The sequence below is a fragment of the Salinibacter altiplanensis genome (assembly GCF_002894645.1).
GTDB lineage: Bacteria > Bacteroidota > Rhodothermia > Rhodothermales > Salinibacteraceae > Salinibacter > Salinibacter altiplanensis.
In genome coordinates this window covers 198971-224466 of sequence record NZ_NCQY01000023.1, presented here as the reverse complement: position 1 = coordinate 224466, position 25496 = coordinate 198971, and the positions used below count along the sequence as shown (strand labels likewise).

The window sequence follows — 25496 nt, the reverse complement described above, 5'->3', positions numbered from 1 at the left end:
ACTGCCGGCACCTGCCCGTTGGCAAGAGAGAAGGCAAGATCTTTGCGGCTTTCCCTGTCGCCCAACAAGAGGCCGCCGAGACCCCGAGAGGGAGCATGCGGGGACGGGGGCAATCGTTTGGGGCGCTCCAATTGCACGTGCGTTCGGTCCATTGGTCCCCGCGTCGTCTCCATGCCTGTTCCTCGTCGTGTCTTTCGTTGTGCGCCCCGTCGTGCGCGCAAGATTCTCCAGCTTGTGGGACGGACGCTTCTTCTGGCGGGGGTGATGGCCGGCGTCACGGTCCCGTCCGTGCAGGCCCAGTCCCCGCGGGCCGACGGGAAATTTTACGGCAGGCTCGGGGGCGGGCTCTCCGACTTTGCGAGCGACCTGTCGTCGTGGCGCCCGGCGCACCCGTTTGGGGGAGGGAAATTTTCGCGGGGGACCGGTCCCCCCGTCGTGTTCGTCGGCGAGATCGGGTATCAGTTTTCTCCGGCGTGGGCCCTGGGGGTTGGGCTCCAGGGCGGAAACTATCCGGTGGAGGTCTACCCCGAGGTTGAAGGCATTTCGGATGCGTACCGCTACACGCCGCGGCTTCTGGGGCGGTACACGTTTGCCGGTGGGACGGTGGCCCCGTACGTGGACCTTGGGGTGCATGCCACGCTCGGGGGGGACCGTCCCCCGACGCGCATCGGCGCCGGTCCCTCGGTGGGGGGCGGTGTGGACATTCAGCTGGGACGGGCGGCCTCGCTCTACGTCGAGTCGCGGATCAACCTGACCGTTCCCGACGATGCCGTGGACGGGGCCGGTGGCGAGAATCGGTTCGATGTGACCGGTCAGCTTCTTGGGATCGGGCTGAAGGTCCACTTCACGACGCCGACCCCTCCGCGAATCCTTCAGGTGGACGGGCCGGCCACTGTGCCGACCGACACGACGGTGACGTTCGTGGCGACCGTCAACGAAGAGGACGCCGACCGCCCCCTCGACGCCCAGTGGGACTTTGGCGACGGCGAGGCCGCGACGGGACGAACGGCCACGCACTCCTTCGATCGTCCCGGGCGCTACGTCGTCTCGTTCACCGCGCGCAACAAGGCTGGATCGGCCGGCGACTCCATCGCCGTTGTGGCTGAGCGGCCCCCAGATCCGGCCCGGATCGTCTCGGCCCGCGCCGTGCCGGCATCGGTTGCGGCGGGGGCCCCGGTGCGGTTCCGTGCGGCGGTTACGGGGAGCGATTCGCTTGCGTACGAGTGGCGGTTTGGGGATGGGGCAACGGCCACGGGCGCTTCTCCTGTACACACCTACGACACCCCGGGCACGTACGCCGCCCGGCTCCGCGTTTCCAACCGGGGCGGGACGGACAATCGGACAATCGACGTCCGGGTGGCCCGGCCGGCCGAGCGGGACACGAGCGCCTCGGCGGCGGGGCCGAGTCCCACGGATTCGTCGACGACGCCTCCCACGCCGACCGGGTCCTCGGCCGAGGCGCCCCCACAAGAGCGATGGGGCATTGTCGTTGCCTCCATGAGTGCGGAGGGGCAGGCGACGGCCGTGGCCCGTCGGTACCGAGAACAGTTCCCCGGTCCCCTGCGGGTGGAGATGGTGACGGCCGAGACCGAGCAGGGCGCCCGGCGGCATCGAGTGGTGATCGGGCCGTTTGGGGAGGACGCGGCGGCCCAACGCGTGCTCGTGGAGCGGTCGGACGACCTACCGTCCGGGGCGTGGCTCCTGCGGCTTGAGTAGCAGGCAGCAGGGCCCGCTGCGCGATGCCCAGCCCCCGGTCCCTACACGATGCCTCCTGTCCCTATGCCCAATTCAATCCCCCGTTGAAACCGTCCCCCACGGCCTGTGTGAAAGAATGGCCAGAGCAATAAGTCCCCTCGGAGGGGTGGCAGAGCCTGGTCGAATGCACCGGTCTTGAAAACCGGCGGGCCGCGAGGCCCCGGGGGTTCGAATCCCTCCCCCTCCGCCCCTCAGTCCGCATCTGTCGAGGACCCTCTTTTGCAAACGCCGGGCCACGTAGAAGCACGCCCGGCCCCCAGACCTGTCCCCGACGCCGCTCACCCGCCGGAATCCGCCATGGCCGTGCCGGCCACCCCGGAGTTGTCTGCCCTTCGCCGGCTCACGCGGCGCTACCTGCAGTACGGCACCGCGGCCCTGTTGGGCGCCCTCCTGCTCATCGAAGGGACCGGGCCGTGGCTCGTCGAATGGTTCCGGGCGACCCCCGGCCAGCAGTTGTGGGGCCGCGTGCCGTTTGCCTTCTTCACGTTCGCCGTGGGGCTGTGGACACGACTGCACCTCTGGGCCCTGCTCCTGCCCGTCGTGCTCGCGCTTTTCCGCTGGGCCGACGTGCGCGCCGGGCTGAAGCACGGTGTGGGTGCGATGCTGGCGATTGGAGGGGGCATCGCCGTCGTCCATGTGGCCGTCGAGCGCGGCATCTTCGCCGTCGCCACCCTCACCCGCGAGGGCATCTATCCCAACTTCACGACGTCGTTCGACTTTCGGGCAGTCGACCCCTACGGCCTCGGCGGATGGCGGCTCGCCGTCTTTCTCGTGCGGCGCTTCATTGCCGACTACTTCACGTACTTCATCGTGGCGGCACTATGCTTCACGTACGAGCACTTCGTGCGCTCCCGGCAGCAGGAAGCCCGGACCCAGGCGCTGCAGGCCGAACTGGCTCAGGCCCAGCTGCAGGCGCTGCGCATGCAGGTGAACCCACACTTTCTGTTTAACACCCTGAACGCAATCACGGTTCTGGTGCGGGGCGGCGAAACGGCAAAGGCCGGCCGTACGCTTCGCCTGTTGAGCGACATGCTGCGGGCCACCTTTCAGGGGGCGGACGTCCAGACGGTGCCACTACGGGAAGAGATTGACCTGGTGGAGCGCTACCTTGAGATCGAGGAGATTCGGTTCGAGGACCGCCTGCGGACCGAAATTGACGTCGACCCGGCCGTCAGCGAGGTGGCGGTGCCCTACCTGCTGCTCCAGCCCCTCGTGGAGAACGCTGTTCGACACGGGATCGCTCCCCACGCCGAGCCCGGGACGGTGCGCGTGATTGCCCGTCCGGCCTCGTCCCACGACCAGAAGGGCGTCGAGCTCGCCGTGGCCGACAGCGGCCCGGGCTTCTCGGAGGCCCCCGAAACCCTCTTGGAGGAGAGCGAAGGGGTGGGCCTCTCCACCACGAAGCGTCGGCTCGACACGCTTTACGGCGAAGCGCACGCCCTTGAGCTCGGACCCGCTGCGGAGGGCGGGGCACGCGTGACGATTCGGATTCCGTGCAGCCCCCGCGATGCACTGTCCCCCTCGCCGACGCAGCGAGAGGCCCCCGCGGCGTCGGCCCCAAGTGTGCAGCCGTGAGCGCAGGTCGGCACACGCGGGGCCGGCCGACGTGCCCTTCCCCACACGCACTTGCGCACCCACGCCCGCATCACATAGACGTATGCCCATTCGCGCCCTCATCGTCGACGACGAGCCGCTCGCCCGCACCGGGGTGCGGCAGCTTGTGGAGCCCCTCGATAATGTGACCATCGTCGGGGAGGCCACCGACGGGGACGAGGCGGTGCGTCAGATCAAGGCGCAGGAGCCCGCCCTCGTGTTTCTCGATGTGCAGATGCCCGAAATGAGCGGGCTGGAGGTCGTGCGCGAGGTGGGGGTGGAAGCGATGCCGCTCACCATCTTCGTGACGGCCTACGACCAGTATGCGCTGGAGGCCTTCGAGGCCCACGCGCTCGACTATTTGCTTAAGCCGATCGAGGAGGCCCGCTTCCAGGAAGCGATGGAACGGGCCCGTCAACAGCTCCGCCAGACGGAAGCGGACACCCTCAACCAACAGCTTCGGGGGATGCTCCGGGAGTACGCGGACGAGGAGACCAGCATCGAACGCTTCACGGTGCGGAGTCGAGATCGCATCTACTTCGTGGACGCCGAGGACGTACAGTGGATCGAGTCGGAGGGCGACTACGTGGCTCTGCACGACGGCGACGACGCCCATCTGGTCCGGAAGACGATGAAGAAGCTCGAGGAGCAGCTTGACGCCGATCGGTTCCTGCGCGTGCATCGCTCCTACATCGTCAACGTGGAGCACATCGATGAGCTGCGCCCCCTCGACCATGGCACCTACCAGCTTCGCATGGCGAGCGGCACGCCCCTGAAGACGAGCCGGGGCTACAGCGACAACATCGACGCGCTGCTCGACGCCACGGGCTAGATGAAAGCGACCGTCAGTGCTCCCCCCAACGCTTGCCTCATCCGCAACGCCATGAACGCTCACCTCGCCGTGGTCGGACACCGCTCCTCTCACCCCGTGCACGGGGCGGACCGATCTCCCCTTGATCTGACGGACACGGCCCTGCCGACCTCGGTGCACGGCGCCGAGGCGCGGCGGCTTTTCCGGGCCCTCGACGATGCCCGCCGCGAGATGCGGGTGCGACAGGCCCAGTCGCCCGCCGACGCTAAGTCGCCCCTGCGGCTCGGGCTCATCGTGACGGGGGAAAACGGAACGGCCCTCGATGTGCATACGGCCTCGACGAACCTCCGCACGGTCGATCTGGAGGACGCAGGCGACCGAGAAGCGGTGCTCGGTGAACTCCGCGATCTGGAACGCGAGTTCCTAGCGGGGGGCTGAGGAGGCCCTGGGGGCCAGCTGCCCACGTAACGAAGTCGTGGAAAGAGCCCGCTTGGGCGTAGAACGGAGATGTGGGGTGAACCATCCGCGAGAGCCGGCAGTGCGGACTTTGCCTGGGCACAAGCCTGTGGTGATCGATCGCACCGCATTCCGTTCCGCTCCGGTCAAAGGCACACGTCATGGCTGATCCCCACGCTACACACCCCGACCGCTTTCCCGACGGGTACGTCGAAAAAACAGAGGGCCGGATCGCCCCCAAGGACCTCGTCTGGAGTTCCTCCAACGCAGGGTTTCGGGAGGTCGAACGCGACGACTCCGCCGTGGGGGGGAAGCTTGAGAAGTTCGAGCGCGTCGCCACGCCTGCCCACTGGGTGACGTTCGACGGAACGACTGGCATCGTCTGGGGCGTCGGCACGTCCCCCGAAGAGAGCCTGCGGACGGCCAAGTTTGAGGCCTTTGGCGACGACCACGGGGCCGTGGGGTACGAGTTTGCCTGCTGGTGCGAAGAGATGAGCACCCGCGTGTGCTCCGAAGCGCTGTACGAGAAGGTAAACGAGGAGGGGCAGCTTTCCATCTCGGACGACCGTCTGCAGAAACACATCACCATGACGTAGTACTGCCTTCTGGGGCTCGGTCTGCGTCTTGGGCGAGCGAGGACGGCGCGGATGCATGGCCGTCTGGGCCAGAAGCTGAAGAGAACACGCGAGCAGCGGCCCCATCCATCTCCGCTGCTCGGGCATTCGTCGCGTCGCGTGGCCGGTCCGTCGCACGCCCGGCATCACGGCGGGCCACGGCACGTACGGGACCGGCACCCAACACGACGCTCCGCTGCGCCGTGCCGTTCTTGTGTCCCGACCAATCCGTGTCGCCATGTCTGCTCGCCGCCCACCGCTCTGGGGCCTTCTTGTCGTCGTTGCCGTGGGGCTTGCCGGCTGCGAGCCCTACATGAGTCTCACCGACCGCGTCCCTACGCAAACGCGGCAGGCGACGGCCCTGCTCCCGGAGACGCCTCGTTTTGCCGGCATGGTTGACTTGGAAACGATGACGGGGCAGCTTGGGGCGTGGACGGACATGGGCCTGCGCGAACAACTCCGGAGAGCAGAGGGCACCCGCCTGGGCACCTTCCTGGACGCGACGGGCATGAAGCCGGAGGCGGACCTGAAGGCGGTGTACGGGACCGGAGGGCGCGCCCAATCGTTCAGCGCGGTGGTGTTTGCGGACTTGACCCCGGCCCAGATGGACCGGTACCTGGACCGGGTCCCGGAGGCCGGCTACACGACGACCTACGGGGAGGTGCCCGTCTATCACCTCGTTGCCGGAACGCCGTCGGACGCCGCCGCCCCCGACACCCTCACGCTGGGGTTTGTGCGGGACGGGGTAATTGCCGTGGCGCCGGAGGCCGGGCGCGTTGAAGCCATGGTGGATCGGCACCAAGACGAGGCCCCCGGCCTTCGCGGCAACGATCCCTACATGACGCTCGTGGAGCGGGTGGGCCACGGCAGTACCGCGTGGCTCGTGGGGCGCGACGTCCTGCAGACCGCGCTTCGCGACTCCGTGGGGGAACGAGGCGACACCGCGACGGCCCCTGCTCCCAACGGGGCCGGGCTGAAGCGGATGCTCGGCGCGTGGGCTGACCGCATGTTGGGGCTTGACGACCCGCCGGCGTTTGAGGTCGAGGCCCCGGACGACAGTCGGTTCGAACGACTGCGGCGCCAGGTGCGCGAGCAGGCCGTCTCGGTGACCCTGAGCCCCGAATCCGTAGAGGGGGAGGCCTACCTCACGATGCGGGACGAGACCAGTGCCTCCAATGTCGTCGACGTGTCGAAGGGGGTGATGGCGGCGGTCCGGCTGTCCGGAGACGCCCCGGACGCCAACGGCCTGCGGGGCCTGCTCGATGATGCGAGCATCGAGCGAGACGGCCCGGTCGTGCACGCGCAGCTCACGGTGGGCCGCGAGCAGTTCCGGCAGACGATCCAGGCAGACCGCGACGTGCCGACCGCTCGTGGGTCGGTGGCTTCGATTCGTCGGGCGAACCGGGCAATTCGTCGATAGGGCGGCATCACGCAGGGCCTACTGGTGTTGGAATGTATGCGCACCTTGAAGAAGGCCCGCAGCCTGTGCCCCCATGGGCTGATCTCCGGTTCCAGCGGAGCGGCCCGCCGAGGGGGAAGGACGCTCCCATTTCGTGTCTGTTGAACGCTCGTGAGAGTCCATGCGCCGTTTTGTCTTCGAAGTCGTGGAGGGGATCCGCATTGCTGGACAGGCCATCTGGGCCAACAAGATGCGGTCGACGCTTACCACATTGGGGGTCATCATTGGCATTGCGGCGGTGACGCTGATGGCGACCGTCATCAACGGGTTGGATCAGGAGTTCGAGAAGGCCCTCTCGCAGCTCGGGACGGACGTGCTGTACGTCGATCAGTTTCCGTGGGGCCAGAACACCGACCGCGAGTGGTGGCGTCTTCGCAATCGCCCGGCCATTCAGCCGGCTCTGGCCCAGACCATCCAGGAGCGCTCGCGCTTCGCCGAGACGGCGGCGCCGATGATCGACACGGACCGGCAGACAACCTACCGCGGACAAGAGGTCGAGGCCGAAATCATGGGCTCGCCGCCCCAGTACGGGCGCATCCGCAACGTGGAGCTCCGCCGGGGGCGATTCTACACCCGGTCTGAAGAGCGGGCGGGGCGACAGGTCTGCGTCATCGGGGCCACCGTCGCCGAGGAGCTCTTTCCGGCGGTCACGCCGCTCGGAAAAGAACTCAAGATGGGGGGCGTCCCCTGTACAGTGATTGGGGTGCAGACGGAAAAGGGCGAGAGCATGTTTGGGGGGCCCGGCTCGCCGGACGAGCGCATTTTGATGCCGTTTCGTACCTACGACAAGGTGTTCGGCGTCAGCCGCCAGGACGGGGTCACCGTCATGGCGAAGGTAGAGAGCTCGGCCCTGATGAACCGGGCCGAGGAGGAGCTTACGGGCATTGTGCGAACGGTTCGGGGGGTGGGGCCGGGGGAAGAAAATAATTTTGCGATCAACGACCAGCAGCAGGTCATGGACAGCTTCGCGAGCGTCCGGATCGCAATTTACGGGGTGGGGCTGTTCTTGACGGGCCTTGCCCTGGTGGTGGGGGGCATCGGTGTGATGAACATCATGTTCGTGTCGGTGCGTGAGCGGACGAAAGAAATCGGCATCCGCAAGGCAGTGGGGGCCAAACGCCGCACCATCCTGTTTCAGTTTCTCGTCGAGGCGGTCATCGTGTGTCTGATCGGGGGCGTCCTCGGGCTCGGGCTCTCGGCCCTCGGGGCGATGGGGGTGAGTGCACTGGGGCTGACCGCGTCTCTGCCCGCCCAGACGGTGGGGCTCGCCTTCGGCATCTGCGTCGGGGTGGGCATTCTGTTCGGCATCGCGCCGGCCTGGCAGGCCGCCACGGCCGATCCCATCGACGCCCTCCGGTACGAGTAGCTGCACGTTCTTTCTGCAAAGCTCACCCCTCACAGAAGCCCATGCCGATCTCTCGCTCTCCCTCGGTGCCGACACGGAGCGGGCTCGTGGTGCGGCACGAACAGACCGCGTAGCGTAGGGCCTTTGCACTTTCCGAACGAGACTGCTGTTCTCATGAACGGATTCGAGACCATCCGGGAGGCGCTTCAGGCGCTCCGGGCCAACAAATTGCGCTCCGCCCTCACCCTGCTCGGCATCGTCATCGGGGTCTTTGCGGTGATCGCCGCCGTGACGGCCGTGGACGTGATCGACCAGTACTTCAAGAGCTCGATTCAGGGCCTTGGGGCATCCACCGTTTCGGTAGAACGGTACGACTACGGCGGCGGCGACGGGCCCGGGCGGTACCATCCCCCCATCACGCACGACCAGGTCCTGCGCCTCAAAGAGCGGGTGGGCACCGACCTGACGATCAGTGTGAGCGAGCGGTTCGACGGGGGCGTGAAGGCACAGTCGGACCGGCAGGAGACGAACCCAAACGTGTCGCTCTACGGCACCGACGAGTCGTTTCTCGCCAACTTCGGCTACGAGATGCAGGCGGGGCGGCCCTTCGTGGAACAGGATGTGCAGAGCGGCCGCCCGGTGGCCCTTCTCGGGGCGGAGGTGGCCGATGTGCTCTTCCCGGCCACCAGTCCGCTCGGCCAACAGGTCCGGATTGGGCGGGTGCGGCTAAAGGTGGTAGGGGTTCTGGCCGAGAAGGCGGGGCTCTTCCGGAGCCCGAACACGCGAGTGTACGCCCCTCTCACCCACCTTTTTGGGGCGTACGGAAGTGGGGGCCGTAGCATGGACGACACGCGCGTCCGGGCCGCCGCGTCCTCCCGGCTCTCGGCCGCCGAGGACGAGGTGCGAAGCCAGCTGCGGGTCATTCGGCAGGTGGCACCCGGGGCCCCGAGCACCTTCAACATCGAATCGAGCGACTTTCTCCGCAGCACCTTCGGGGAATTTACGAGCACCCTCACGACGGGCGGGGCGCTCGTGGGGCTCATCTCGCTGCTGGCCGCCGGGGTGGGCATCATGAACATTATGCTCGTCTCCGTGACCGAGCGGACAAAGGAGATTGGCATCCGCAAGGCCGTGGGCGCCAAGTGGCGCAACATCCTGGGCCAGTTTCTGCTGGAGGCCATCGTCCTGTGCCAGATCGGCGGCCTGATCGGCATCGTGCTCGGGGGGCTGGGCGGCAACCTAGCGGCCCTCTACTGGGACATCCGTCCCTCCTTCCCGTGGATGTGGGCGGGCATTGCCGTGGGGGGCGTCACTCTGCTGGCCATCGTCTTCGGCGGCTATCCGGCCTACAAGGCCGCCCGCCTGGACCCCATCGAGTCTCTTCGGTACGAGTAGCGTGCCGGCCCCGGTCATTCGTGTTCTCCTCATGTTCTCCACCACGCTCATGCAACGCTTCTCTTTCCTCCGTCCCGTTGCGACGGGACTGGCCCTTCTCGCCGTGCTCCTGACGTTCGGGACGGCCCCGGCGACCGCACAGCCATCCCAGGACACCACCCAGATTGCGTTCGACGAGGCGGTGCGCACCGCCCTCGACCAAAACACCAACATCAAGCGGGCACAGGCGCAGGCCCGGCAGTCGAACGTGCAGGTGCAGTCCGAGTGGATGGACTTCGCGCCGGACTTGAGCATCAACTCGGACATCTCGCGGCGGGTAGGACGCAACTTCAGCCAGGTCACCGGCGACTTCACGACACAGTCGACCGACTTCTTCAACCTGAGCGGTCGGTCGAGCGTCACGCTCTTCAACGGGTTTGAGAACGTAGCCTCCCTCCGAGAGGCCCGCGAGCGGGCCGGGGCGGACCAGACGAACCTGAAGCGCACGCAGCGGGAGGTGGTGTTCACCGTGATGGACCAGTTCATTTCCCTGGTGGAGAGTCGCGAGATCGTGCGGGTGCGGCGGGAGCAGGTCGAAGCGCAGCGCAAGCGCCTGCGTCAGATTGAGGAGTTTGTAGAGGCCGGCTCGCGACCCACCTCGGACCTGTACACCGCGGAGGCCGACCTGGCCGACGCCGAGCAGCAGCTCCTACAAGGAAAGCGAGAGCGGGAGGTGAGCCAGACGCAGCTGATCCAGACCCTTCAGCTCAATCCCCGGGCGGCCTATGACTTTCAGGTGCCCGGCCTGGAGGAGGCCCCCCCGGAGCCCACCCAGTATGAGCTGTCTGCCCTGATCGACGAGGCGTTCCAGAACCGCCTGGACCTGCGCGTGGCGGAGGCCGAGCGGCGGGCGGCCGAGCAGGGCATTCGGTCCGCGCGGTCCGCCTACTACCCCAGCTTGTCGCTGGGGGGCAACTACGGAACGGACTGGTCGAGCCGGGGAGTGGGAGGGGGTGTGAGCGACGACTTCACCAACCAGCTCGACGTGAACCGGGGCGGCGGCGTCTCGCTGTCACTCAGCATTCCCATCTTCAATCGCCTCCAGCGCAGCAATCAAGTGGAGCAGGCCCAGGTGCAGGCCCAGAACGCCGAGTACGCGCTCGAGGACCAGCGCCAGGAAATCGCCCTGCAGGTGCGGCAGTCGTACCTCGACTACCAGAATGCGACGCAGCAGCTGGAGGCCGCCGATAAGCGCCTCCGGGCCGCCGAGCGGGCCCGTACGGCCGCCCAAGAACGATATAGGCTCGGGTCCGCCGACATCGTAGAGCTGCAGAACGCCCTGCGCGACTACGTCGACGCGGCCAGTCAGCAGGTGCGGGCCCGATACGAACTCTTCTTTCAGCAGAAGCGGATTGACTACAACGTTGGCCGGCTTTCGCCGTCTGCGCCCCTCCTGGGCGCCCCGGCGGACCAGTAGGCCGTCCCCCGTTCTCGTCGTATCTCTCCACAGACCCCAGATTCCTTCGCCATGGCCTCCTCGAAGAGCACCTCGAATCGCATGTTGTACGCAGGCGGCGGCCTGCTCCTCGTTCTTTTCGTTGCCGGCGGGCTCGGGTGGCAGCTGGGATGGTTCGGCGGTGGGGAGCGCGGCCTCTCGGTGGAGGCGGAGCAGGCCGAGCGCCGCACCATCACCCAGGTGGTGACCGCCTTCGGCCGGGCCCAGCCCGAGGTCGAGGTCGAGATCAGTCCCGACGTGCCGGGGGAGATCGTGGAGCTGCCGGTACAGGAGGGCGACGTGGTGGAGCAGGGCGACCTGCTGGCTCGACTCGAGGCGGAGGACTACCGCGCGAGTGTGGAGCGGGCGCAGGCGGGGGTGTCGGAGGCGAAGGCAACCCTCGCCCAGCGCCGGGCCGACTCGGTGCAGGCGCGCCGCACCTACGATCGACAGAAGGAACTGTACGAGAAAGAAGTGGTCCCGGCGAGCGACTTCGAGGAGGCTGAGTCCACGTACGAGCAGGCCGTGGCCCAGCTGGAGGCTGCCCGCTTCCGGGTCGAGAGTACGCAGGCCGACCTGCAGGATGCCCGTGAGCAGCTCCAGAAGACGCGCATCTACGCCCCGATGGCCGGCACGATCACACGGCTGGAAGTGGAGGAGGGCGAGCGCGTGGTGGGCACTCAACAGCGGGCCGGCACCGAGATGATGCGGGTGTCGCGGCTCGGGCAGATGGAGCTGGAGGTGGACGTCAACGAGAGCGACGTGGTGAACGTCGCGTCGCGGGACTCGGCGACCATCGAGTTCGATGCGCATCCCGACCGCTCCTTTCAGGGGGCCGTCACGGAAATTGCCAACTCGGCCCGCATTCAGAACGAAGGGAGTCAGAACGAGGTGACCAATTTCCCCGTCACGATCCGCGTGTTGAACAACCCCAATACTGGCCTTACGAGCGGAGAGCAGGGAGCCATTGCGCGCCCCGAAGTCCCTCCGACGGGTGGGGGCTCGCCGGTCCTCCGTCCCGGCATGAGCGGCGCGGTCGACATCTACACCGAGACCGCCGAAGACGCGGTGGCGGTGCCCATCCAGGCCGTGACGGTGCGCGACTTCGCCGAGGCTCGCTCCGGGGCCCCGGCCGATACGGCTGGGCAGGACGGCGAGGCGGCGGAGGACCTGCGCCGGGTCGTGTTCGTGGCGGAGGGCGACTCGGCCCGCATGGTAGAAGTCAACACCGGCGTCGCCGACGACACCTACATGGAGATCAAGGCGGGGCTGGAGGGCGGAGAGACGGTCATCACCGGGCCGTACAGCGCCATTAGCCGCAATCTGGAGCCGGGCATGAAGATCCGAACCGGTGAAGAAGGAGGTCAATCGGGCGAAACCATTGCCATGACCCAGTAGGAGGGAGCGGCAGACGAGAGCGAGGCCACGAACCGCCCCGTCCGTCCCTCCGTGTTCGCCAGGGACGGGGGCCAACAAGTGGCCTCCTCACAACCCGTTTTGCTCAAAGCACACCAGAAACCGCCATGGAAGCACTCGCCACCAATGGGGCTCCGACCCGTGCGCCAGACCGGGCCCTCATCGAAGTGACCGACCTGAAGAAGCAGTACATGATGGGCACCCAAGAGGTGTGGGCGCTCGACGGGGTCACGCTCTCAATCGAAGAGGGCGACTACGTGGCCGTCATGGGGCCGTCCGGCTCCGGCAAGTCGACGTTCATGAACATGCTCGGCTGCCTCGACACACCCACCAGCGGGACCTATCACCTGCGGGGGGAAGACGTGAGCACCTTCTCCGACGATGAGCTCGCGGAGATTCGCAACCACGAGATCGGGTTTGTCTTCCAGACGTTCAACCTGCTGCCCCGCGTCAACTGTCTGCGCAACGCCGAGTTGCCACTCATCTACGCCGGCATGTCGAAGCGCGATCGGCGCGAGCGGGCGGCCGAGGCGCTTCGCAGCGTGGGGCTCGGCGACCGGCTCGACCACCGCCCCAATGAGCTGTCCGGGGGACAGCGCCAGCGCGTGGCCACGGCCCGTGCCCTCGTCAACCGCCCGTCGCTCCTGCTGGCCGACGAGCCGACCGGCAACCTCGACACGGAGACGGGGGACGAAATCATGGAGCTCCTGGAAGGCCTTCACCGGCAGGGCAACACCATTCTGCTGGTCACCCACGAGGAGGTCATCGCCCACCATGCCCGGCGCGTTATCCACCTCCGGGACGGAAAGCTGGAGCGAGAAGAGACCGTGGAGGAACCGGTGCTGGCGAGCGCAGATATCTCAATCGGGTAGGCACGGCGAATCATCTGCATTCCGGCCGGATGGAGTCTCTGTAAACGATCGATTGGTCCTGGCATGTCCCCTCCCAGCTCTTCCCGTCCCCTCTGGGCCGCTCTGTTTTCTGTCCTCCTGCTTTCGATCGTCGTCGCGCCGGCGCACGCACAGGACACACGAGCCCCGACGGCCCTCACCCTGAGCGGGCGAGTGGTCGACGCGGACACGCAGGCCCCTCTCCCACAGGCCAATCTCCGGATCGCGGACACGTACGAGGGCACCATTACGAACGCGGACGGCCGGTACACCCTGACGCTTGACAGCCTGCCGGTCACCGTCGTCGTGCGCTACGTCGGCTACGAGTCCGTCCGGCGCCGAATCACGGCCGATACGGAGTCCCGCCAGGTATTTCGCCTGGCGCCGTCGACCGTCCAGATGGACGAGGTGACGGTCACCGGGTCCGGAAATCCCGGCGAGACGATCATGCGGCGCGTGATCGAGCGCAAGCAGGAGTGGTGGCCGGAGCTGAAGAGCTACTCGGTGCAGGCCTACAACCGCTTCGCGCTGGCCAGCGACACCACGATCGCGGCCATTGCCGAGAGCCAGACTACCGCGTTCTGGGACGCGGAGCGGGGGACTCGTGAGGTGGTGCGCTCCCAGCGCGGCACGGCCAACCTTCAAAACCTCGCCGACGGGGCCCTCCCGGCCGCCGCGACGGTCCGCAACCTGTACCGCGACAACGTCGAGGTCTTCGGAAACCGGATGATCGGCGTCACTCACCCCGACGCGCTCGACGACTACGACTTTACGCTCGACACGACGCGTGCCATCGACGGGCGGCGGGCGTTTCTCATCCGGGTGGAGCCGGACAACCGCCTCTCGTCCACGTTCCGGGGGACGGTGACGGTGCTCGACAGCACCTATGCCCTGCTGGAGGCACGGCTCCGCCCCACGACTTCGCTGAGCACGTCGCGGGTGCTGAAAGAGGTCAATATCACCTTCGAGCAGCAATTCTCCAACTTCGGCGGGCCGTACTGGCTGCCCGTCGACTTTCGGGCTCGGCGCGACCTAGACGTGCAGTTTTCCGCGCTCTTTTCGCTCTCCGACATCCGTATTCGTCAGGTCAGCCGCCTGAGCGACTATCAGATCAACGTGCCGCTTCCCGATTCGCTCTATGACGCTGACGGCGAGACCGACGAGATTGCGATGCGCGCCGATAGCACGGTGGGCATTCAGTCCCTCTCCAACGCCCAGCCCGACTCGTTGGGGGGCGGCCCGTTCGTGCCATACTCGCAGGACGAGCAGACGGCATACGAGCAGATCGACAGCACCGACACGGTGCAGGATGCGTTCGATCCGGGCGGGCTCTACGGATGGCTCCAGGACCTCGGTCTCGTTGAGGAGGATGGATTGAGCCTTGGGGGCAGCGACGCGGACGAGACGGCCGCGTCCGATACGACGGACGCCGCGGGGGAAGATTCTGGGAGCTCTTCGTTCGTCGACTTTGAGGGAGGATTCCCGATTCTCCGCTACAACCGCGTGGAGGGGGGACACTTTGGCCTCCGGCTCAACTTCGGGGTCGGGCCGCTCGCTGTCACGGGGCAGGGGGGCTACAACACCGGGCCATCGGGATCCACGCAGTGGTCGTACGGGGGCGAGGCCACCCTGCCGCTGGCGGACGACACGGACCTGTCCGCCCGCTACCACTACGGCGTCGCGCCGCGCTACCGGGCCCGGGCCCGCATGGGATCCGTCTGGGCGCGCCTCTCGAACAGCCTCTGGACGCTCGCGGGGGCGCCGGACTACTTCGATTACTTCGGAAACGAGCGGCTCCGCGTGTCCATCCGGCAGACGATTTCGGATCCTGCGCTGGACCTCACGCTCCAAGTTCGGAATGAGCGACACTTCTCCGTCCGCAAGGCCACGGACTACAATGCCTTCGGCCGGTCTGTGACGCAGCCGGCGAACCCGTCGGTCGACGACGGCTGGCTGCGGTCGGGGGCGCTCACGGCCACGCTCGGTGACGGCGGGCTGCTGGGCGTATTCCCGATCACTCGCGTCGAGGTGACCGTCGAGCACAGCGACCCGGACGTGGCGGCGAGCGACTTCGACTTCACGCGGGTGGAGGCGGTGGCCGATGCCCGCTTTGAGACATTCTTCCAGCGCCGCGTTCGTCCCAACACGCTGGACCTCCGGGTCGACGCGGGGGCCTCGTTCGGGGACCCGCCCCTGCAGCGCTTCGGGGTGGTGGAGGCGAGCCCGCAGCCCTACACGCCGTTCGGCGCGCTCCGTACGCTTGACGACCGCCCGTACCAGGGCGAGCACCACGCGGCCCTGTTCTGGGAGCACAACGTCCGCACGGTGCCCTTCGAGCTCCTCGGGTGGCAGGCGCCGGTCGAGCAGGACATCGAACTCATCGTGCACGGCGGCCACGGGCGCGCCTGGATCGACGACGACACCGAGCAGCGCCTCCGCCGGCGCGGCGTCGCGGTTCGGCAGGCGGACGGGTCCCACCACGAGATTGGGCTGTCGGTCAACGGCCTGCTCTACGATTCTCTTCGTCTCGACCTGACGAAGCGGCTCGACGCGGAGGGGCTCAGTCTCGGCGTGAGCGTGCTGCGATTTTTGTAGGCCGGGATCACATCCCTCCCTCGTAGTACGCGTCGAACCGGGGAATCTTGTCGAGGCCTCTCCAGTCGACCACCGCCTGTTCTTCCGCGTAGACGTACGCCCGAGGCACATTGCCGGGATCGAAAGCGTTGGGGCGCGACCGGTACGTGTATTCGACGCGCGTCTCGCCGTCGGTCGTCGTCGTGTCCTGGCCGGCGGGCGATCCCAGGGCCGCCAGCGCGTGGTTGATCGGCATGCCCCGGTAGATGCGGCCCTCCCTCACGTGCACGCTGTCTTTGCCCGACAGGTCATTTTCCTGCACGTACGACTCACGCTTGTCGTCGAACAGAGGCCCGGCGGTGGTGGCGCAGGCCGCGAGGGCCCCGGCCGACCCGAGAAGCAGTAGCAGCAGTGTAGAAGCGCGCATGGGCAAAGTGGCAGTGAGCAGAAGACGCGAGGCTGCCCTTTTCACACACGGGCCCGGTGGTTGTTGCGCTCGACTCTGCGCGGAACGGGGCGCGTCGGGGCGAAGCCGTGCCGGCGCGACGCCAAGTCCTCGGGCAGACGCCCGGGGTTTCGTCTTTTTCCGAAACGGGGACATCCCCCGCGAATCCCTTCTGTCGGGCAGAAGGTTGATTCAAAGGGGAAAACAGCCGATCCACCATCCACGCCCGCCGCTCATGCCGGAGTCTGATTCTACGTCTGACGCCTCGTCGCTCCGTCCTGCGCGGCTGTGGACATCCCTCCGGCGCATCCTCCGGCTCGGATGGCCCTACCGGGTCCGCCTCGCGGGGGCCGTGGTGCTTACCGTGGTGGGGGCGGCGGTGGCGCTCGTCGTGCCGCTGGGCCTGCGCGAGCTGGTGGACGCGGTGTTTCAGGAGGAAAATCGGGCCCTGCTCGACCTTCTCACCCTGGTGCTCATCGGGCTGTTTCTGGCCCGCTCCGCGGCGGCCTTCGGGGGCAAGTACCTGCTGGGCTGGGTCGGGGAGCGCGTGGTGGCGGACCTGCGGACGAAGGTGTACCGGCACCTCCACCGGCAGAGCCTGCGGTTCTTTACCGACCGCCGTACGGGCGACCTCACCTCGCGCCTTACCAACGACGTGGGCTCGGTGCGGAGCGCGGTGACGGACGCGCTGCCAAACTTCCTAACCCAGTCGCTCTCGCTGGTGGGCTCGGTGGCGCTCATGGTGGTGCTCAACTGGCGCCTCAGCCTCATCATCTTCCTCATCGTGCCGGCCGTCACCGGGTTTGCGATCTACTTCGGGCGCAAGATCCGGGCGCTCGCCCGCGACATTCAGGACCGGCTGGCCGACACGACGGCCGTGGCAGAGGAGGCCCTCGCGTCCGTCCGCGTCGTCAAGGCGTTTGCCCGGTCCGAGTATGAGGTGGACCGTTACAACGAAGCGGTGGAAGATCTCTTCGGCACGGCGCGCTACCGTGTGGTCGTCACGGCCCTGTTCGAGTCGACGGTGGGACTGCTCTTCTTCGCGGCCCTTGTCGCGATCTTCTGGTACGGCGGCATCGAGGTGCTGGCCGGGCGGCTCACGGAGGGCGACCTCGTGGCGTTCGTGTTTTATGCCTTCAACATCGCGCGCAGTGTGAGCAGCATGTCGCAGCTCTACTCCACGTTCAACAGCGCCGCGGGCGCCACGGAGCGCCTGTTCGACCTGCTCGACACCGAGCCCCGCCTCCGCGACGCCCCGGACGCCGTCGCCCTGCCGCCGATCGACGGCCGTGTGCGCCTCGACGACGTGACCTTCGCCTACGACGAGGGCCAGCCCGTGCTCAAGGACCTCTCGCTCGACGTGGCGGCGGGCGAGACGGTCGCCCTCGTGGGGCCGAGCGGCGCGGGGAAGTCGACCCTCATGAGCCTGATCCCCCGCTTCTACGACCCTCAGGAGGGGCGTGTCCTCGTCGATGACCACGACCTGCGCCGCGTCACGCGGCGGTCCCTCCGGGCACAGATCGCGTCCGTGTCGCAGGAGGTGCACCTCTTCAACGCCACGATTGGGGAGAACATCCGCTACGGGCGGCTCGACGCGTCCGACGAAGCGGTGGCCGAGGCGGCCCGCGCCGCCAACGCGCACGACTTCATCGTGGACCTGCCCGAGGGGTACGACGCCGAGGTGGGCGAGCGGGGCGTGAAGCTGAGTGGCGGGCAGCGCCAGCGCGTCGCCATCGCCCGGGCCCTGCTGCGCGACGCGCGCCTGCTGCTGCTCGATGAGGCCACCTCGTCGCTCGACTCCGCCTCGGAGGCCCTCGTGCAGGAGGCCCTGGAGCGGCTCATGGAGGGGCGCACCACCTTCATCATCGCGCACCGGTTCTCCACGGTCCAGACCGCCGACCGCCTCTTCGTGCTCGACGACGGCCGCATCGTGCAGCGCGGCACGCACGCGGAGTTGATGCAGGAGGGCGGGCTGTACCGCCGGCTGGCGTCGTATCAGTTTCGCGAGCCGAGTGGGGCAGACGAAGAGCTGATTGGCTAGGGGGTCCCGTTGTTGCGCAACGCCTTCAGTGCCTCCGTCGTCGCATCGTCGACGGGAAGCGCCTCCACCCGCTCCGAAAGGGCCGCGACCGTCGTGCCCACCTGCCACGACACCGGTGCGTCCGGATCCTGAAGGAGGTGGCGGTAGAGGAGGAGCGACCGTGCAAAGCTCGCCCCGGCCTTCTCGTCGGCGTCCCGGTACGCGTAGGTTTCCCCCATCCGGTGGAGGGCCCGGGCAAGGGTCTGGGCCACGTCCGGCACGAACCGGTCGTTGTCGTGGCACAGCTCCAGCAGCGCGTCCGGCGGAAGCGTGCGCAGGTCCTCGGCCCGCCCGTCGAGGTGCGTGCGGCAGGCCTCGTCGATGCCCCGCAACAGGTCGTCGGGCTGCTCGCGGGACGACTGTCCCAGCAGCGTGGCGATGGCCTTCGTGAACTGGCGGATCTGCCGCATTAGCACGTCCTGTTGGATCATGGCGAGGCGGGCACTCTGGAAAAGAAAAACATGTGGCCGTCGATTCGGAAGCGCGACGGCGTGCGTCTCGTGAGTCCGCGCCAATCCGGGCCGCTGGCTCAAATCCATTCGGGATCCTCAACCGTGCGGTCGGTATCGCGCGGTCCGGTGTTGCGGGTCCCGGCGGGCTCGACGAGCAGGACGTGGGCCTCCCCCTCGGGGGCGACCGGGCGGTGGTCGGTGCCGCTCGGGACGACGCAGAAGTCGCCCTCGTCGAGCCGACGATCGTCCGCGTCCCGGAACTCGATGACGAGCCGTCCACGGAGCACGAGAAAAAACTCGTCCGCACCGTCGTGGTGGTGCCAGTCGAACGGGCCCGCCAGCTTGGCGAGCTTGACGTGCTGGTCGTTCACCGCCGCGATGATGCGGGGGGCCCACTGTTCGTCGAACTGCTCCAGCTTGTCGCGGAGGGTTCCGGCGTGCATGAGGAACGGTCGGGACGGGCCGGTGGGATCGGCAGGCCGAGGACTACGCGTCGGCCGTGTCGTACGAGAAGCTCTCCTGGACCGAGCGATCCTGCTTGTGGACGACGAGTTGGCTGGGGGCCTGCTCCTTGGCTGTGGTGCGGGCGGTACTCACGGCTTCCTTCTTCGTGCCGTATGTCCCCACAGGGTCGTCCGTCCCCTCGACCGTGACGTGCCAGCCATCGTCGGTGGGCGCGACGTGAAAGACGCCGGCCTCTGCGGCCGTCTGTTGAGCGGTGAGCATCTCCGAGAGGGCGTCCAGCTTCTTCGACAGCTCCCCTACGCGCCGGGACAGGTCGCGCACCTCGCTGCGACTGGCCACCCCGAGCTGGCCGAGCGTGCCGCTGAGGGTGTCCGAGACGGCCTCCTCCACCGACTGCGTCGCGTCGTCGAGCCGCTGAGTCACGTCCTCGGCGAGCGTCGCCTGCTGGTCGCGGAGGGTCTCGGTGGCCTCTTCGATCTGGTCACGGCGTGCGTCTTCGTAGTGCCGGCCGCGCTCAACGAGCGTTTCGAACACCTTGTCGCCTTCTTGTTCAAGCCGTTCCAGGGCCCCGAGCCCGGCGAGCCAAATCTCACGCGCCCGCCCCGATACCTCGTCGGGCAGGGTCTTGAGGGAAAAGCTGTTCCGGTCGTCCGTCGGCGTCTCGTCGTTCGTGGCCGTCATGACAGTCCGTCAAATTGGTGATAAATGGGCCTCCGAAGAGTGCACAGCCGCAGTGCGAAGGGCACTGCAGGCTTGGTAATAACGCAGTGCGTCATTGGTTCCGGAAATTGACCGATCGTGTCGCGAATGCAGGCGAGGGAGGCGCGACACGCGATTCGTGAGGGCCGCCGGTCTTCGCGCATCGCGCCGTCACGCATGATCCGTTGTTCTGCCATCCTGTCAGATTGTGGCCGACTGGTACACTTTTCGTTCGCAGAGGTGGGTGAGCGGTGTGGCATTCCCTCCAGAGACGCCCATCTAGGGCGGGGGGCTGCACTCCCATTGCCGTTTGTCCAACCGAAACTTTGACCTATGAACCTGCAAAAATTTACCGTCAAGGCCCAGGAGGCCGTCCAAAAGGCGATGGAACTGGCGGCGTCCAAAAATCACCAGGGCATCGAGCCCCCGCACCTGCTGGAGGCGTTCTTGAGCACCCCCGACAGTGTGGCCGTGTCGATCCTGCGGCGCGTGGGAGTGAGCGTTGATCGCCTGCGCAGCGAGGTCGAGGCGGCCCTGGCGTCGCTGCCCACGGTGACGGGCGCGAGTGCCGGTGACCAGTACGTCGGCGAGGAGCTGAAGAAGGTGTTCGACCGTGCCCGCGCCGAGGCAGACGTGATGGACGACGAGTACGTGTCGACCGAGCACCTCCTCATCGGCCTCGTGGAGGGCCAGAACGAGATCGGCCAATCCCTGCGTGACCAGGGCGGCTCGAAGGAGCACGTCATGGAGGCGCTCGACGACGTGCGCGGCGGGCAGGGGGCCGACGACCCCCACGCCGAGAGCCGGTACGAGGCGCTCGACCGGTTTGCGCAGGACCTGAACGAGATGGCCCGTGAGGGCACCATCGACCCGGTGATCGGGCGCGAGCAGGAGATTCGGCGCGTGCTCCAGATTCTGAGCCGCCGCACGAAGAACAACCCGGTGCTCGTGGGCGAGGCCGGCGTCGGCAAGACGGCCATCGCCGAGGGCATTGCCACGCGCATCGTCCAGGGCGACGTGCCGGAGTCGATGCAGTCGAAGCGCATCGTGGCGCTCGACATGGGGGCGCTCCTGGCCGGCTCCAAGTACCGGGGGGAGTTCGAAGACCGGCTCAAGGCGGTCGTCAACGAGGTGTCCGAGTCCGACGGCGAGATCGTCCTCTTCATCGACGAGCTGCACACGCTCGTGGGGGCCGGGGCCTCGGAGGGCGCCATGGACGCGGCCAACATCCTCAAGCCGGCCCTCGCCCGCGGCGAGCTGCGCGCCATCGGCGCGACGACGCTCGACGAATTCCGCAAGCACATCGAGGACGATCGCGCCCTGGAGCGCCGCTTCCAGAAGGTGCTCGTGGAGGAGCCGAGCGTGGAGGACACGATCTCGATCCTGCGCGGCCTGAAGGAGCGCTACGAGGTGCACCATGGCGTGCGCATCCACGACAGTGCCCTCATCAACGCCGCCGACCTCAGCGAGCGCTACATCACCGACCGCCAGCTGCCGGACAAGGCGATCGACCTGATCGACGAGTCGGCCGCCCGCCTGCGCATGGAGATCGACTCGAAGCCCGCCGACCTCGACCAGTTGGACCGCGAGATCCGTCAGCTCGAAATCGAGCGCGAGGCCGTAACGCGTGACGAGGGCGACCTGGCCGACAAGCTCGATGAGATCGACCGGCAGATCGCCGACCTGGAGGACGAGCGCGACGCCCTGAAGGCCCGCTGGACGGAGGAGAAGGACCTCATCCAGACGGTCCGCTCCGCGAAAGAGCGCATCGACGAGCTCCGCGTGAAGGCCGAAAACCTGGAGCGGGAGGGCAAGTACGACGCGGTCGCCGAAATCCAGTACGGCGAGATTCCGGACCTGAAGGAAGAGGCCGAGGCGGCCAACCAGAAGCTCGAAGAGATCCAGGAGGACGGCGCGCTGCTGAAGGAGGAGGTCGACGGGGAGGACATCGCCGAGATCGTCTCCAACTGGACTGGCATCCCGGTGTCGAAGATGTTGGAAAGCGAGCGCGAGAAGCTCCTTCGCATGGAGGACGAGCTGTCGGAGCGCGTGGTGGGGCAGGACGAGGCCATCGAGGTGGTCTCCAACGCCGTCCGCCGCGGCCGCACCGGCATGCAGGAGGGCGACCAGCCGATCGGCTCGTTCATCTTCCTCGGCACCACCGGCGTCGGCAAGACGGAGCTCGCGAAGACGCTTGCCGAGTTTCTCTTCGACGACGAGAACGCGATGGTGCGCATCGACATGAGCGAGTACCAGGAGCGTCACACAGCCAGCCGCCTCATCGGCGCGGCGCCCGGCTACGTCGGCTACGAGGAGGGCGGCCAGCTGACCGAGGCGGTCCGCCGAACGCCCTACTCCGTGGTGCTGCTCGACGAGATCGAGAAGGCGCACCCTGAGATCTTCAACGTCCTCCTGCAGGTGCTCGACGACGGGCGCCTCACCGACAACCAGGGCCGCACGGTCGACTTCACGAACACGATCATCATCATGACCTCGAACATGGGCTCCGACGTAATCTCGGAGCGGATGGACGCGGTCGAGGGCGGGTACCTCTCGGAGCGCGAGCATCAGGAGCTCGAGGAAGAGGTGCTCAAGATGCTGCGCCGCCAGGTGAAGCCCGAATTCCTAAACCGGATCGACGACATCGTGATGTTCCGCTCGCTCAGCCGCGAGCACATCCGCGAGATCGTCGAGATCCAGTTCGGGCGCGTCCAGCGGCTCGCCGCGAAGAACCACGACCTGACGCTCACGCTTTCGGGCGGCGCCAAGGACTGGCTCGCCGACCGTGGCTACGACCCCGCCTTCGGCGCCCGCCCCCTGAAGCGTGTCATGAAGCGGCACGTGTCGAACGGCCTCTCGCAGGCGCTGCTCGACGGCACGATCACGGACGGCGACACCGTCCGCATCGAGCTGGGCGACGACGGGGAGGGCCTGACGTTCGAGGCGGTGCAACCGGCGGGCACCGAGTCGGCCGCCGACGCCGCGGGGGCGGGCGGGGACGGCGCCGCGACGGTTGATGCTTAACGTTCGGCCATAATTTCGAAGGAGAAATGCGCCGTCGTCTTCCGAGAGATCGGGGGGCGGCGGCGTTTGTGAATGAAGCCTATCTTTTCTCAAGAACCTCAAACATGTCTCCGTAACTGTGAAGGGTCGACAAATGCGTCTGGATTTTGCCCTCTTCGGGGACGCTTTCACCTTCCGATTCGTGGTGGGCCGAGTTGCTAAATTCTATGGTATCCTTCAGTGTGCTTATGTATTTGGCCTTTACAGATGGGCACTCACTCAAGTGGTAGAGTTTCTGCTTTGCCGTTCGGTGCTCATTGGGATCTAGAAGTGGGTGGCCCTCCACTCGACATATTAACCCGATCAGGTGCTCTGTAGAATTCCTGATTCTATCAAGCGCAATTTCTCGGTCTTCTTCATTCCCTTTCGCTAAGTGTTCTATCCTCTCGAGTTCATCTTCGAAGGTTTTTTCCTTCGAGATGGTCGGTCCTTCCCTGCTGATGTCGGAGATTCTGAGGTATTTAGACCTCTGGTCGATATGTAGACTCCATAGCTTATCTGAGAGAGCGCGTGTGTGCGTACCGACGATGACTTGTAGGTTCTCCTGGTCCAGCAGTCTTTCAATTACGTCGCGTGAAAGAGCCTCAAAATGCTTGTCATCCATCGACTGGACCGGGTCATCCAGAACGATAAATCTGTACGGACTGCCGGGAGACAAAGTCCTCATAAAATGGATACTGAGACCAAGCGTGTTTGCCTGGCACTGACTCAAACCGGTGGCTACATTAAGCTCCGAGTCGAAAGCCTCCGCATATATTCTCAAGCTTTCCGCTCCAGCATCAAGCCGACTGGGGACGACATTGGATGCAGGATTCATCACGCCGTACCAATCTTTGATCTCCTTTCCCCGATCTTCTAACTTTTCTTCCTGCTTGTCTTGAAGGTGATCACTGAGGCGCTGTCCAGCCTCACGGACCTCATCCATCAAGCCGTGGTATTCGGCCAAGACCTCTGCTGACTCCCATTTATCAAGCGGTTCCATCAGAGCGTCTATCTGCTTGACGGCATCATCACTTGCGATGACCTCTTCTAACTTCTCCTCCAAATTCTCATAGGCCTCCGCGTAGGATTCTGCTGTTGAACAAATAGATCCAATAGCATGCTCAATTCTCTTTTCCGACTTGAGTAGTCTCTCCTTTGCCTCTCGAACTGATTCGGGATCACTGGCCAGTTCGGGAATCTCGTCTATCGAGTCGGCGAGATCGCTCAGTGCGTCCCTTGTTTTTATGATCGAGAGCTCTGAAGCGTCATGACACGTTAGAAACGGTTGCAGGAGTCCTCTGTCATCGATGAGATCGGCAAGCGATTCTCTGTTGGGAGAAGTCAGAAATCCTGGGAATAAACCGTCAATGCGTCTGGAGATTCGTCGCAAGCGTTGTGAGAAATCGGAGACGGAATCTTGAAGCGTTTTTTTCGCTGATGTAAATTCTGAAGTCTTTTCCAGACGTTCCCGAATTTCTTCCCGCTTCTCCTTGTCAAGAGTCGGTGCCTCACACATCGGGCAAGTGTCGGTATCTTCGTCTCGGAGCTGCAGGCCAGTTTTCCAGAATGAGAGGCATTCGCTCGCGTACTCTGCTGCTGCCACTCCCAAGTACGATGAGAGTGCGTCCTCACACTGCTTCAACTCGGACTCTAATATTTCCTGCTTCGATTCCTGAATGGCCTCTCGCAGATTCTCCCTGTTCGAGGGAGGCCGAATTGGAGTCGGATCGAACACCCTGTCAGCAACCTTTTCTCGGTGTGTTGTCAATTCTTCACTCAACGTGATTCGGTTAGTCTCCTGTGTACCGAGAAGATCTTGGGCTGCCTGTAAAAGCTTTTCCTCGTCCTCTGAGAGGTCAAACTCTTGCTCGCGCCATTTCTTTAGTAAAGCAATAACCTTGTCATCCTCAGATTCATCCATTTTGCGGATAGCAGACTGAAGGCCTTCTCTTGCCTGTTCAACCCTATTCGGGGGTGTTCGCTGCAGGCGCCGGTTCGTGCTATCCAAGGTTCTATCAAACTCGATCAGTGGATCCAGGCCCAATGCCGCACTGATCTTGTCTCTTCGATCGATTGGACGGGATAAGATGAAGTCCTGCAGCGAGTGCTGTGGAATTACTGGGTCAAAAGCAGGATCCTCATTGAGGCCAATTGTAGAGAAAGGTTTCTCCGACCCGTCGATGACGGTGGTGTTACTCGTGTCATTTTTATTCGGGTTATCGAGTTCACGACGGATCTTGTGTCTGTTTTCATCCGCGGTTTCAACCTCAGCTTCTACGAAAGTCGGCGCGTCTTCAGGGGCGTGGACGTTCCTATAGTAGTTTCGATAGTCGCGTTTGCTATACACTTCGACACCGCGCTTACGACGTTTCGCGCGACCGTGGAAGAGCCACTCGATCGATTCTACCAGGCTGGTTTTACCGAAGCCGTTCGAACCGTAGAGGATGACGAGATCGGCATCAAGTTCGATCCAATCTGATTCTCCGTAGCATCGGAAGTAGTAAGGACGGAGGCGGAGCAGACGCATG

19 protein-coding genes and 1 tRNA gene are annotated in these 25496 nt (G+C 65.7%); 15 read left to right on the top strand and 5 right to left on the bottom strand.

All coding sequences use genetic code 11. The features are described 5' to 3' along the window. Positions 1 to 171 precede the first annotated feature (171 nt). From B7R93_RS11170 to B7R93_RS11110, 13 genes are all read left to right on the top strand, one after another. The gene (locus B7R93_RS11170; protein WP_103020839.1) at positions 172 to 1716 is read left to right on the top strand and encodes a PKD domain-containing protein; all 1545 of its coding nucleotides are present in this window, start codon (positions 172 to 174) and stop codon (positions 1714 to 1716) included. Between the two features lie 139 nt (positions 1717 to 1855). Then, positions 1856 to 1942: transfer RNA gene (locus B7R93_RS11165), tRNA-Ser, on the top strand. A 110-nt stretch (positions 1943 to 2052) separates the two neighbouring features. After that, complete coding sequence (locus B7R93_RS11160; RefSeq protein WP_103020838.1) at positions 2053 to 3330, top strand: sensor histidine kinase; 1278 nt, start codon at positions 2053 to 2055, stop codon at positions 3328 to 3330. A gap of 82 nt (positions 3331 to 3412) precedes the next feature. Continuing rightward, the gene (locus B7R93_RS11155; RefSeq protein WP_103020837.1) at positions 3413 to 4180 is read left to right on the top strand and encodes a LytR/AlgR family response regulator transcription factor; all 768 of its coding nucleotides are present in this window, start codon (positions 3413 to 3415) and stop codon (positions 4178 to 4180) included. Then, the gene (locus tag B7R93_RS11150) at positions 4181 to 4597 is read left to right on the top strand and encodes a hypothetical protein (protein ID WP_232798345.1); all 417 of its coding nucleotides are present in this window, start codon (positions 4181 to 4183) and stop codon (positions 4595 to 4597) included. Between the two features lie 179 nt (positions 4598 to 4776). Next, positions 4777 to 5211: a hypothetical protein gene (locus B7R93_RS11145; RefSeq protein ID WP_103020836.1), complete on the top strand. Its 435-nt coding sequence runs from the start codon at positions 4777 to 4779 to the stop codon at positions 5209 to 5211. Between the two features lie 256 nt (positions 5212 to 5467). Beyond that, on the top strand, positions 5468 to 6649 hold the full coding sequence (locus B7R93_RS11140) for a hypothetical protein (RefSeq protein WP_103020835.1): 1182 nt from the start codon (positions 5468 to 5470) through the stop codon (positions 6647 to 6649). Positions 6650 to 6809: 160 nt separating this feature from the next. After that, positions 6810 to 8054, top strand: coding sequence for an ABC transporter permease (locus tag B7R93_RS11135; protein WP_103020834.1), 1245 nt, complete (start codon positions 6810 to 6812; stop codon positions 8052 to 8054). A gap of 153 nt (positions 8055 to 8207) precedes the next feature. Beyond that, positions 8208 to 9428 (top strand): ABC transporter permease, encoded by a 1221-nt coding sequence (locus tag B7R93_RS11130; RefSeq protein ID WP_103020833.1) that lies wholly within the window; start codon positions 8208 to 8210, stop codon positions 9426 to 9428. Between the two features lie 49 nt (positions 9429 to 9477). After that, positions 9478 to 10884 (top strand): TolC family protein, encoded by a 1407-nt coding sequence (locus B7R93_RS11125; protein ID WP_103020907.1) that lies wholly within the window; start codon positions 9478 to 9480, stop codon positions 10882 to 10884. A 51-nt stretch (positions 10885 to 10935) separates the two neighbouring features. Further along, on the top strand, positions 10936 to 12300 hold the full coding sequence (locus B7R93_RS11120) for an efflux RND transporter periplasmic adaptor subunit (RefSeq protein ID WP_103020832.1): 1365 nt from the start codon (positions 10936 to 10938) through the stop codon (positions 12298 to 12300). 125 nt (positions 12301 to 12425) lie between these two features. Continuing rightward, positions 12426 to 13190: an ABC transporter ATP-binding protein gene (locus B7R93_RS11115; protein ID WP_103020831.1), complete on the top strand. Its 765-nt coding sequence runs from the start codon at positions 12426 to 12428 to the stop codon at positions 13188 to 13190. 63 nt (positions 13191 to 13253) lie between these two features. Next, positions 13254 to 15803 carry a DUF5686 and carboxypeptidase-like regulatory domain-containing protein gene (locus tag B7R93_RS11110; RefSeq protein WP_103020830.1) on the top strand — a complete coding sequence of 850 codons (2550 nt, stop codon included), beginning with the start codon at positions 13254 to 13256 and terminating at the stop codon, positions 15801 to 15803. A gap of 7 nt (positions 15804 to 15810) precedes the next feature. On the opposite strand, the gene B7R93_RS11105 is transcribed toward B7R93_RS11110, so the two are convergent. Beyond that, on the bottom strand, positions 15811 to 16209 hold the full coding sequence (locus B7R93_RS11105; RefSeq protein WP_232798344.1) for a hypothetical protein: 399 nt from the start codon (positions 16207 to 16209) through the stop codon (positions 15811 to 15813). Positions 16210 to 16462: 253 nt separating this feature from the next. Here B7R93_RS11105 and B7R93_RS11100 point away from each other — a divergent pair, with 253 nt between their 5' ends. Further along, positions 16463 to 18268, top strand: a complete 1806-nt coding sequence (locus B7R93_RS11100; protein ID WP_103020829.1) for an ABC transporter ATP-binding protein — start codon at positions 16463 to 16465, stop codon at positions 18266 to 18268. Here B7R93_RS11100 and B7R93_RS11095 read toward each other — a convergent pair. The 3 genes from B7R93_RS11095 to B7R93_RS11085 all read right to left on the bottom strand — a co-directional run bounded on the left by B7R93_RS11095 (position 18265) and on the right by B7R93_RS11085 (position 19905). After that, on the bottom strand, positions 18265 to 18738 hold the full coding sequence (locus B7R93_RS11095; protein ID WP_232798343.1) for a hypothetical protein: 474 nt from the start codon (positions 18736 to 18738) through the stop codon (positions 18265 to 18267). The two genes, B7R93_RS11100 and B7R93_RS11095, sit on opposite strands and share 4 nt — an antisense overlap. A gap of 98 nt (positions 18739 to 18836) precedes the next feature. Further along, positions 18837 to 19202 (bottom strand): cupin domain-containing protein, encoded by a 366-nt coding sequence (locus tag B7R93_RS11090; protein ID WP_103020827.1) that lies wholly within the window; start codon positions 19200 to 19202, stop codon positions 18837 to 18839. 43 nt (positions 19203 to 19245) lie between these two features. Continuing rightward, entirely contained in the window at positions 19246 to 19905 is a 660-nt protein-coding gene (locus B7R93_RS11085; protein WP_103020826.1) for a phasin family protein, read from the bottom strand. 351 nt (positions 19906 to 20256) lie between these two features. Here B7R93_RS11085 and clpB point away from each other — a divergent pair, with 351 nt between their 5' ends. Next, positions 20257 to 22947, top strand: coding sequence for an ATP-dependent chaperone ClpB (clpB, locus tag B7R93_RS11080; protein WP_103020825.1), 2691 nt, complete (start codon positions 20257 to 20259; stop codon positions 22945 to 22947). A 79-nt stretch (positions 22948 to 23026) separates the two neighbouring features. Here the strand turns inward: clpB and B7R93_RS11075 are convergent, their stop codons facing one another. Next, positions 23027 to 25495, bottom strand: coding sequence for an AAA family ATPase (locus B7R93_RS11075; RefSeq protein WP_103020824.1), 2469 nt, complete (start codon positions 25493 to 25495; stop codon positions 23027 to 23029). Between the last annotated feature and the right edge of the window lies 1 nt (position 25496).

Excerpts from the sequence above, each read along its gene's own strand:
- B7R93_RS11125 (WP_103020907.1), top strand. The coding sequence starts at position 9,478 with ATGCAACGCTTCTCTTTCCTCCGTCCCGTTGCGACGGGACTGGCCCTT.
- B7R93_RS11075 (WP_103020824.1), bottom strand. The coding sequence starts at position 25,495 with ATGCGTCTGCTCCGCCTCCGTCCTTACTACTTCCGATGCTACGGAGAA.
- B7R93_RS11085 (WP_103020826.1), bottom strand. The coding sequence starts at position 19,905 with ATGACGGCCACGAACGACGAGACGCCGACGGACGACCGGAACAGCTTT.
- B7R93_RS11105 (WP_232798344.1), bottom strand. The coding sequence starts at position 16,209 with ATGCGCGCTTCTACACTGCTGCTACTGCTTCTCGGGTCGGCCGGGGCC.
- B7R93_RS11140 (WP_103020835.1), top strand. The coding sequence starts at position 5,468 with ATGTCTGCTCGCCGCCCACCGCTCTGGGGCCTTCTTGTCGTCGTTGCC.
- B7R93_RS11135 (WP_103020834.1), top strand. The coding sequence starts at position 6,810 with ATGCGCCGTTTTGTCTTCGAAGTCGTGGAGGGGATCCGCATTGCTGGA.
- B7R93_RS11160 (WP_103020838.1), top strand. The coding sequence starts at position 2,053 with ATGGCCGTGCCGGCCACCCCGGAGTTGTCTGCCCTTCGCCGGCTCACG.
- B7R93_RS11130 (WP_103020833.1), top strand. The coding sequence starts at position 8,208 with ATGAACGGATTCGAGACCATCCGGGAGGCGCTTCAGGCGCTCCGGGCC.
- B7R93_RS11170 (WP_103020839.1), top strand. The coding sequence starts at position 172 with ATGCCTGTTCCTCGTCGTGTCTTTCGTTGTGCGCCCCGTCGTGCGCGC.
- B7R93_RS11090 (WP_103020827.1), bottom strand. The coding sequence starts at position 19,202 with ATGCACGCCGGAACCCTCCGCGACAAGCTGGAGCAGTTCGACGAACAG.
- B7R93_RS11145 (WP_103020836.1), top strand. The coding sequence starts at position 4,777 with ATGGCTGATCCCCACGCTACACACCCCGACCGCTTTCCCGACGGGTAC.
- B7R93_RS11100 (WP_103020829.1), top strand. The coding sequence starts at position 16,463 with ATGCCGGAGTCTGATTCTACGTCTGACGCCTCGTCGCTCCGTCCTGCG.
- B7R93_RS11095 (WP_232798343.1), bottom strand. The coding sequence starts at position 18,738 with ATGATCCAACAGGACGTGCTAATGCGGCAGATCCGCCAGTTCACGAAG.
- B7R93_RS11155 (WP_103020837.1), top strand. The coding sequence starts at position 3,413 with ATGCCCATTCGCGCCCTCATCGTCGACGACGAGCCGCTCGCCCGCACC.
- B7R93_RS11150 (WP_232798345.1), top strand. The coding sequence starts at position 4,181 with ATGAAAGCGACCGTCAGTGCTCCCCCCAACGCTTGCCTCATCCGCAAC.
- clpB (WP_103020825.1), top strand. The coding sequence starts at position 20,257 with ATGAACCTGCAAAAATTTACCGTCAAGGCCCAGGAGGCCGTCCAAAAG.
- B7R93_RS11120 (WP_103020832.1), top strand. The coding sequence starts at position 10,936 with ATGGCCTCCTCGAAGAGCACCTCGAATCGCATGTTGTACGCAGGCGGC.
- B7R93_RS11110 (WP_103020830.1), top strand. The coding sequence starts at position 13,254 with ATGTCCCCTCCCAGCTCTTCCCGTCCCCTCTGGGCCGCTCTGTTTTCT.
- B7R93_RS11115 (WP_103020831.1), top strand. The coding sequence starts at position 12,426 with ATGGAAGCACTCGCCACCAATGGGGCTCCGACCCGTGCGCCAGACCGG.